General features: G+C 60.6%; 6 protein-coding genes. 1 reads left to right on the forward strand and 5 read right to left on the reverse strand.

The genetic code is table 11. From position 1 onward, the window contains the following. Nucleotides 1-471: 471 nt before the first annotated feature. From QZ292_RS07955 to QZ292_RS07965, 3 genes are all read right to left on the reverse strand, one after another. The gene (locus tag QZ292_RS07955; RefSeq protein ID WP_294600328.1) at nucleotides 472-1,668 is read right to left on the reverse strand and encodes a phage portal protein; all 1,197 of its coding nucleotides are present in this window, start codon (nucleotides 1,666-1,668) and stop codon (nucleotides 472-474) included. Between the two features lie 530 nt (nucleotides 1,669-2,198). Next, nucleotides 2,199-2,321 (reverse strand): hypothetical protein, encoded by a 123-nt coding sequence (locus QZ292_RS07960; protein ID WP_294600331.1) that lies wholly within the window; start codon nucleotides 2,319-2,321, stop codon nucleotides 2,199-2,201. A 929-nt stretch (nucleotides 2,322-3,250) separates the two neighbouring features. Beyond that, a complete protein-coding gene (locus QZ292_RS07965) occupies nucleotides 3,251-4,234 on the reverse strand; it encodes a hypothetical protein (protein WP_294600334.1) in 984 nt (327 codons plus the stop codon). A 143-nt stretch (nucleotides 4,235-4,377) separates the two neighbouring features. Between QZ292_RS07965 and QZ292_RS07970 the strand changes: the two genes are divergently transcribed. Continuing rightward, on the forward strand, nucleotides 4,378-4,593 hold the full coding sequence (locus tag QZ292_RS07970; RefSeq protein WP_294600337.1) for a hypothetical protein: 216 nt from the start codon (nucleotides 4,378-4,380) through the stop codon (nucleotides 4,591-4,593). Between the two features lie 631 nt (nucleotides 4,594-5,224). Here QZ292_RS07970 and QZ292_RS07975 read toward each other — a convergent pair. Together QZ292_RS07975 and terL are read right to left on the reverse strand one after the other, a co-directional pair. Further along, nucleotides 5,225-6,142, reverse strand: coding sequence for a Clp protease ClpP (locus QZ292_RS07975; protein WP_294600341.1), 918 nt, complete (start codon nucleotides 6,140-6,142; stop codon nucleotides 5,225-5,227). A 1,070-nt stretch (nucleotides 6,143-7,212) separates the two neighbouring features. Further along, a complete protein-coding gene (gene terL / locus QZ292_RS07980; RefSeq protein WP_294600344.1) occupies nucleotides 7,213-8,760 on the reverse strand; it encodes a phage terminase large subunit in 1,548 nt (515 codons plus the stop codon). Nucleotides 8,761-9,302 lie beyond the last annotated feature (542 nt).

Raw genomic sequence — 9,302 nt, forward strand, 5'->3', positions numbered from 1 at the left:
GAGTTGCAGTCCTCCGCCTGCCGGGGCGTCGGACTGCGCGACCCTGCGGGTCGCAAGAGCTCAGCCCAATCCACACCCCAATGCTCCGCCCCGTGTCCGCCTCACTGCGGCTCCGCTATCGCTCCGCCGCGATTCGCGCGCCTTACGCGATTCATTCTATTTCGGCTCACCGCCGAAATGATTGAATCGCTTCTTCAGGCGGCGGCGCGCCGGGAACGATTCAGCCGTCGCCCGCTGGGATTTCATCTCGATTTTGCTCGCCGCAAAACGAGTGAAATCCCTCTTTACGCGGGCGGGCGATGGGAGAGCTTTGCGCCAGCTGGAACTGCCCTTACGCCGGGCGGGCGGTGCGTGCCGCACTCCCAATGGGCTGTGTCGGCCCAAATCTTCGCCCCGTTCTTCGTCCGCGCGCCCGCGGTGGGCAATTGGCTGGGTCGGCCCAAATCTTCGACCCACTCCCTGTCCGCGCGCCTACAGCTGAGCGAGGAACTGCTGCTGAGCCGGGTCATCCGGATCGTAGTCGAATCCGTCCGCCTTGCGCGCCTCCCAGACCCGCATGTAGGCCGGCTTCATCTCGAACGGCGGCCGGTTGACGAACGTCAGCGACCTCACCTCCTCGCGGAAGACCTCCGCACAGACCCTCCGGATGGGTTCGATGATCTCCTGCTGTTCGACCCGGATCAGCGTGTTGAGCGCGATGTTGTACTCGTGCCGCACCCGGTCGGCCGAAAACCCCGTCGCATACTCCATCCCGCTGAGCGTCCGGAACCACGAATGCGCCACGATGATATCCGAAAGCGCCTGATCGTGAAGCGATTTCCAGTCCCCGTCGCTCGCCGTTTCGATCGGCACGAAACGCGTCGTGTCGCTGTCGATTCCGTTTTTGACCAGAAACATCACCTGCCCCGGTTTTCCGGCAAAGCGTTCTTCGGCCAGCCGGGCGATTTCGGCCGCCTCCTGTTCCGAATCCGTGTCCCCGTCCAACACCATCACCCCCGAGGGCTGGAAAGCATTGTCCAGCCGCGAGATATTCCACCGGTCCGTTTTCCATACGATCGCCGAAGCTCCCATCCCCGCGATGTATTTCGGGACACCGTAGTGTTCGAACATCGGTTCGTAGTCCTTATAATGGATCACCGCCCGAAGCGTCCCGTCCGGCCGCGGTTCGAAAAGCGGAAAGAGCGGCAGCATCACCGCCTCCGCAGGCCGATACTGCCTCCAGTCGTGGTGGATGACGACGTGCCGGTCGTCGCGCGAGAGCCGGCACCGCGTCGCATCCAGGTGGTACAGCGAGAGAAAGCTCCGCTGCGGATCGGTGACCACCTCCAGAAAGGCGTTCCCCAGCAGACACCGGTCGAGCGCCAGCCTCTGGATCACATTCCGCAGCGACTGTCCCTGTCCGTTCGCCTCGGCCACCAGTTCTGCCGTTCTGGGGGCCCCTCCGTCGACCGTCAGACCGCTTCCGCTGATGTAGTCCGCCTTGTCATTGATAATCCTTCGGTGGACGGTCGAGCTCCTCGAGAGAGCCGCCAGCGCCTCCGGCAGGCGATTATCCCCACCCCATCTCCACACCTCCTTTCGCGCCGCCTCCGCCACCGGCCTCACCCCCGGCGGCTCGGCCTGTCCGACGACAAAGATTCTGTTTTTTGATTTTCCGATAGTTTGCATATTTTTCATTACGATAAGATTTTCCCTTCCGCCCCCCCGAAGGGAGAGAAATCCTGTTCAAAGCACCTTCGTACTTTGAGCAGGATTCCCCAAAGTGCACAAAAAAGGATTCAAGCGTGCGGAGCCTGAAGCGTAGCTATCCAAAAGTCTTTTGAGTACCTTTTGCCCGAAGGCTTCCTCGCGCTAACTCGGCATAGCCCGCAAGCGGTCTCTGCTCGCGTAACGCCGCTCGGTTCTTCAGAAAAGGTACGGTTCCATGCGGGACAAAGCTCGATAGTCACCAAACCTCTGCGCCCCGACAAACCCCGCCCCGGGCTACCGCACCTATCACTCGGGCGGGACAGCCAATATCGGCAGCGACGGTTACAGTTGGTCATCCACCGTCAGCGAGCCCAACGGTCAATGTTCCGGTTTCAGCGTAACCTGGATCAATCCCCACACTGCACGCAATCGGGCTTACGGATTTCAGTTGCGTTGCCTCTCGGAATAAACGGAAGAAACCAACACCCCGCCCCGGGCTACCGCCGCTACTACACGGGCGCGCTGAACGGCATCAGCAACTTCGGGTTCATCTGGTCTTCCGCCATGAGCGGCATCAGCGGCCTGGACTTGAATTTCGGTTCGCAGGGCCTCAGCACCAGTAACTCGGACAACCGCGCCCACGGTTTTCAGTTGCGTTGCCTCTCGGAAGAAACGGAGGCGAGCCGCGCAGGCCGAAAATCCACCGCAGTCCGTCGCCACCCCCGGCGGCGGGCTGCAACTCGACGGAGCTCGTTGCACCCTCCGCTGGCGCCGAACTGCGCGACCCGAAGGGTCGCACAGCACTCAGCCCAATTCTCCGCCCGTTCGTCCTCGGGCGCGCCCCCCCGGCGCCCGCCTGTGGCGTTCGCTGCGCCCAAGGCCGGCGGTTCTGCGAACCGCAAAAGCTCTGCTCAATCCTTTGCCGTTTCGGGCTGCGCGCTCCGGGGATGGGCCGAAGGCCCAGCGCGCAAGCCCGGCGATTCCATAAGGAATCGCGCTACTCGCTCTCCGCCCCAAAAATTGCCCCGTGTCCACCTCACTGCGGCTCCGCTACAACCGCGCGCCTTGGAAAATCTTATTCAAAAGCGAACAACGCTTTTGAATGATTTCCTACTCCAGCAATCGCGCGCGGGACAAACTTTGTTCATATTTTTCTCGCGCGCCTTGGGCGATTCATTCTGTTTCGGTTCACACCGAAACTGTTGAATCGCCTCTTTTGGCAGCGGCGCGCGTCGAGCCTCAACTGCCCTCGGGCCGGGCAGGCCCCGCGTGCCCGCGGTGGGCGAATGGCTGTGTCGCCCAAATCTTCGTTTCGCCCCCTGCTCGGCCCGGCGCAGCGCGAAAACCGCTTGAGGTTTTCGCGCCCGAAGAACCGTGTCAGCCCCTGCGGCTCCGCGCTGACGCGCTCCGCCGGTGGCTTCGGGCATCCGAAATAGCAGCCTCTACCCTACGTATTCGCCCCCAGCCCTAACCTCCGACAGAACCACCGCGATTCGAAGCCTCATCCGCCACGCCCCCGATAGAGCCGCCGCTATTCAACGCCGCTCCCGCCCCGGCCCCGTCAGATCTCCGAGTAAGCCGTCACGATCAGCTCCGGCAGCAGGTAATCGCACCCCGCCATGAACGTCGCCCGCTGTCGGTTCTCCATCTGATCCGGATTGTACCACATCGAGACCTCCGACCCCGGGAAGTCCGCCGTATTGACCGCCACCGCCAGGTTCCGGCTGTCCGTGAGGATCGCCCACGACGCCGGCAAATCTCCCACCGTTTCGAGATAGCCCTCCGCCTGAATGTCGACCACCGGAATCCCCCGGAACGACAACCGGTCGATGCCATTGATCCGCGCCGCCCGGACACTGTCCAGCGAGCCGCTGAGCAGGCTTTCCTCATAGTTTTCCGCCACATCGCGCGTCACCAGCAGCACCAGCCTTCCGTCCGCCTTCATCGCCCGGAGCTGAGCCGGCGCCGCCGCATAGATCGCCCGGAAGAGTTTTTCGGCATTCCCGGCCGTCCCCATCGGCAGCATCGCGACCCGCTTCACATCCTCCTCTCCCGTACCCGTGTCGGCCACCAGCCGTTTGAGGAAACCGTCGAACGTATTGAATCCGCTGGCCCGCTCCGTATCTCCGACCCACATCGTCGCCCGGATCGCTTCGGCGATCGCCTCGCGGAAGAGCGTGGTTTCGGCCTCTTCGAGCTCCGTTCCCGACAAGTCTCCCAGATTGACCTCCGGCCGTCCGACGATCCGTTCGTAGACCATCGCGAAATAGTCCTCCGCCGCATAGCCCATTTCGGCCTTCACCTTGTACAACTGAATCACCTTCTGGTATTTATCCGCCGCCTCGCTACCCTTCCAGCCCGCCGCATAACGTTGCAGGAGATCCGTTCCCCGTTTCCAGAAGTTGAGCGTCGTCGGCACCGGCATGTTGTACATGACCCGTATTCCGAGCTCCAAGGCATCCGGCCCGCTGACGAGCGGTCTGAAGAAGACCGTTTCGAGTTCGTTTCCGGTATAATTTTTCGGATTTTCGATAATTTTACCCATTTTTTTAATTGAATTGATTGTTAATGATTTGTGAACACTTCGGTTAATAATAAACCTGAGAAATCGGTCGGACGATCATTCGCCCCGCCAACAGATTATTTTACCATCCCTCCACCTCCTTTCCTATTTATTTGTTAATAACTTTGTTCATAACGACCCTCTCCGCCCCGGGCTTCCGCGATGCGGGAAACAACGGGTTATTCGGCATATTGAGCCTTGTCGGCAGCCACGTTGCAAGCTGGTCTTCTTCGATCAGCGATGTCTACAGTATATATTTGTATAGCACCGCACAGATAGTCAATCCCATCAACGCACATGCTCGCGACCACAGTTTTCAGTTGCGTTGCCTCTCGGAATAAACGGTGCGGAGGCTGTCTTAGCGATACGTAGTATCGCTCTGTCCTGCCGGGGTCCCCCGGACGCCGCCCGCGAAGGGCAGTTCTATCCGGTTCGGAGCTCGACCGCGCGCCACGTCTTAAGAGGAAAATCATTCAAAAGCGTTCCACGCTTTTGAATAAGATTTTCCAAGGCGCGCGATCAATAACAAAGCTAAAACCATGCGGCTCTTCGAGCCGCGCGGGCCGGAGCCACCCCCGGCGTAGGCCTGCAACTGCGCGGTGCTTGTTTCCGGCCTCGCTGGCTCCGGCCCGACAAGCCCCGCCCCGGGCTACCGCAGCTACGGCGAGGGCACCCTGAGCTGCGCAGGCCATACCGGATACAGTTGGGCCTCTGCGATCAGCAATACCCATAGCATGTGCCTGGTCTTCTACATGACAATACTCAATCCCGACGACATCGCATACCGTTCCTACGGTTTTCAGTTGCGTTGCCTCTCGGAATAAACAGAAGAACAAAATTCTGCGGCCCGAAGAGCCGCGCGAGCCGATCGCCTCCCCCAGCGGGAGGCCCGCAACTGCATTGCTTGCACCCGCAGGCTTCGGCCCGCCCCCCCCTCCGCCACGCCAGCCGCACCACATTGTTAATAATTTGTTAAAATCCTGTTCGTAACCGCGAAGCATCCTGCTGATACGCCCGTCCGTTGCGCGAAAATTCCGTAAAATCCTCCTCCATCAGCCCCGCCACCACGACCGACGGATCATCCACCGGCAGCGTTTCGGAACATCCGATCCGGCTCCGCAAAGTCTCCCCCTCCACCGGCAGCACCACCTCTTCCTGCTCAGCAGTACCGACCTCCGGAGCAATCTCGAAAGATTTATTTATCGTTGTATTTTCTGCATTTTCAACGTTTTTATTCGGAAAAAACCAATTCCGGATCCGCTCCTCCGCCACACCCCGCAACTCCGCCCATGCCGTCGCCCCTCCGATCCGGTCAGCCAGCCCCGCCTCGACCGCCTCTTCAGGCGAAAGCCACTCGCCACGCCCTCCCGCACGCGCCATCCGTTCCCGGAACTCCTCCACCGGCCGCCCCGCCCGACAGGCATAAATCTGCGCAATCCGCTCATCCGTCCTGTCCAGCATCCGAGCCGTCCGCTCCGCATCGATCGCATTCCCGTCGAGCGTAGTCGTCGCATTATGAATCAGATAGAGCGCCGTCGAAGCCACATATCTTCGTCCGCGAGTAGCCGCCTGCGCCACAATCGTCGCCGCCGACGCCGTGTATCCACAACAGATCGTCGTAATCTCCGCCCCCTGCTCCGCCAACCCGCAGAGCGTATCATAGATAAGCAACGCATCCTGCACATTTCCTCCGATCGATCGGATTTTTACCTCGATTTTTCGCGCCCCCGACCGTCCGATCCGTTCGACCTGCTGTCTGAACCGCTCATAAGTCGCCTCCCTCTCTCCCTCCTCCCCGACTCCCCACCACTCCGGCAATCCGATCAGTCCATCGATTTCGATTTTCAATTTTCGTCCGCCACTCACGCGGATCTCCCCAGGTTTTTGCATAATATGACGTGATTTGATAAATTTATTTTCAGCATTTCAATCGGGCCAATAAACGCACCTCCACCCGCCCCGGGCAACCGCGGTTACAGCGCAGGCATACTGGAATTTGCCGGTCACCTCGGATTCTGCTGGTCGTCCGCTACGCATGAGACTTACAGTATATTTTTGAACTTTTACGCACGTTACCTCAATCCCAGTGACTCGCACAATCGCGGCTACGGTCTTCAGTTGCGTTGCCTCTCGGAATAAACGGTACCGGCGGACACGCCGAAATAGTCGGGTTTACCCCAAGGCAGCCTCTACCCAATTAACGAATGATTGGGCCGACCCAGCCGCAGCAAAACGAAGTTTTGCCCGTCCACGGGACGTGGGGCCTGCCCGGCCCGAGGGCAGTCGATGCTCGACCGCGCGCCACGCCTTAAAGGGAAAATCATTCAAAAGCGTAACCCGCTTTTGAATATGATTTTCCAAGGCGCGAGATAAGAACAAGACTGAAACCCTGCGACCCGCAGGGTCGCGCGGGCCGGAGCCACCCCAGGCGTAGGCCTGCAACTCGGCGGTGCTCGTTTCCGGCCTCGCTGGCTCCGACCCGCATAGACACAGACCAATTCTCAGCCCACTCCTCCGCCCCGTTCGGCCTGTCGCCCACTCCCCCGAGGCGCTTCGCGCCTGGGCGACAAGGCCGGCGATTCTACGAATCGCAAAAGCTAAGAACAAAGCACGGCAACAGTTCGGCCCGCTTCTCCGCCCCCGGCTCGGCCCAGCGCGGCGCGAAAACCGCAACCGGTTTTCGCGCCCGAAGAACAGTCGCAGCCCAAAGCACCGCCCCGTGTCCACCTCACTGCGGCTCCGCTGTCGCTCCGCCGCGCTTCGAGCGCCTTAAGAGGCGCACGGTTGGTTTGAGGGTACTGCCCTTACGCCGGGCGGGCGGTGCGTGCCGCACTCCCAATGGGCAGCCTCTACCCTAACAGGATAGAACTGCGCTCGGGCCGCGCAGGCCCCACGTCCCGTGGACGGGCGAAACTGCGTTTCGCTAAGGCAGCCTCTGCCCCACTCTTTGACCGTCCGCCTCACCCCTTGGCGAACCCTCCGATCCGGAGCCGTCCCCGCCTCGGCTCCAGCTCCATTTCGACCACCCCCGTAAGCGCATCCGGCCCATCGTCATGCGCATTCGCGCGGAAAGTCCTCCGAAACCCCTCGACCTCCGCCGCCAGCTCCGGCCACCGTCTCCTCCAGTCCGCCGGGAAACGGATCATCCGCTCCACCGTCGGCGCATACGTCAAGATTCTCGACTCCTTGTTCCCCGCTTGGTGGAACAGCCGGAACGCACACCCGCGCTCCCCCAGCTCCCTGAGTCTCCGCTCCACCGCCCTTCCAAACCCCCTTCCCCCGTTGTTGCTCTCGATATACGCCACCGTCGTTCCCTCCCTCGCCAGCATCTGCGCCACCACCTCCTCCGTTCTCTCCATCGGTTCCGCCGAATAGACCGCCTCCGTGACATAGCACAACCCGTCCTCCCCCACCACATAGCAGATCGAGCAGAGCCGATCGCCACCCGTATCCGCCGTATCCGTATAGTTCGCCCTCCGCACGATCTGCGCCGGCAGCCTCTGATAGGTTCCGAACTCCCCATAGAGCAGCCCCTCCCTGGCCACCGGATTATTTTGGAAGAGCGCCTCGAAGAGCGCCGGATCCGTTCCCCTGCGCATCCTCAGCCATTCCACCGAATGCCTCTGCGGCCACAGCGCCTCTCCCTCCCTTCGCGGGTCGATCTCCGTCGGCGGCGAGACCTTGATCGCCTCGAACCGCACCGCCACCCACACTTCCGGTTCGACCCCTTCCCCCTCCAGCCACCCCCACTTCGTCGGCACGACCACCCGTTCCGCCCGCATCAGGCCTCCGATCAGATCCTCCTCGTGCCACCTCGTCGACACCACCAGCTCCTGCGCCTGCCCGTGGAGCCTCGTTCTGACCACCGCCTGATACCACTCCCAGACCCTTTCCCTCACCAGCGGCGAGTTCGCCTCCAGCATATTTTTGTACAAATCGTCCGTCACCATCACATCGACCCTGTTTCCCGTGAGCGACCCCATCCTTCCGACCAGCCTCAATCCCCCCTCCCTTCCCACACAATCCACCTCCTGCACCGTTCTCCTGGCCGTCCGCTCCATCCGACTTTTTTTCCCGCTTCCCCCTTTGATTCTCGTCCGCGGGAATATCCTCGCATACTCCTCCCCCTCCATCACCCGCTGCACCTCCCTTCCGAACCTTCCGGCCAGCGCCAGCGAGTACGAGGCGACCGCGACCCGTCGATCCGGCTCCCTGCCGAGCAGAAACGCCGGCAGCAAGACCGACGCCCCCCTGCTTTTTCCGTGCTGCGGCGGGACACAGACCATCATCCTCCTGATCCTCCCCTCCGCAAACGCCTCCAGGAGTCTGTAATACGCCTCATGAAACGGCGTCCACTCCATTTCCGGCGCGACGATCTTCACAAACTCCCGGAACGACCTCCTCGCCCGTTCATACCTCGGTTCATCCGCTCCGACCACCAGCATCCTCTGTTTCCGTTCCCTCCGCCCCTCTTTTTTCTTTTTCCGAATACCAATCTTTTCTTTCAAAACCGACCCCCCACTTTGATTAGACCTCATTCTCCACCTTTTCGCCTTTGCTTCTGTTTTCACTCCTCTATTGTTGCATTTTCAAATACTTTATATCTATTCAAGAGTTTTTCTATTTTATTTCTCCACACCGGACCTCTCCGCTCAGCTTTTTCTTTCGGTTTCCCCTCCACCCCCAGCTCGCCCGCGCAGGGCAGTTCCATCCGGTTCAAAGCTCGCCCGCGCGCCACACCTTAACAGGAAAATCCTCAAAATGTGCCGGCACGTTTTGACAAGATTTCCCCAGGCGCGCGGACAGAGAACAGAACAAAGAGTTGGGCCGACACAGCCATTCGCCCACCGCGGGCACGCGGGGCCCGCCCGGCCGACGCATTCGCGCCATGGCGGCCGGCCGTTACTACTCCTGTTATAGCCTAACGCGCGCCGACGCCTTAAAAGGGAAATCATTCAAAAGCGCGGCTCGCTTTTGAATAAGATTTTCCAAGGTGCGCGGACAATGCCCGATTAATTTACCTTAAGAAAGCCCGCTAACGTTATTCGGC

Source organism: uncultured Rikenella sp., from assembly GCF_910577125.1.
In the GTDB taxonomy this organism is placed as follows: Bacteria; Bacteroidota; Bacteroidia; order Bacteroidales; family Rikenellaceae; genus Rikenella.

Excerpts from the sequence above, each read along its gene's own strand:
- QZ292_RS07955 (WP_294600328.1), bottom strand. The coding sequence starts at position 1,668 with ATGCAAACTATCGGAAAATCAAAAAACAGAATCTTTGTCGTCGGACAG.
- QZ292_RS07965 (WP_294600334.1), bottom strand. The coding sequence starts at position 4,234 with ATGGGTAAAATTATCGAAAATCCGAAAAATTATACCGGAAACGAACTC.
- QZ292_RS07975 (WP_294600341.1), bottom strand. The coding sequence starts at position 6,142 with ATGCAAAAACCTGGGGAGATCCGCGTGAGTGGCGGACGAAAATTGAAA.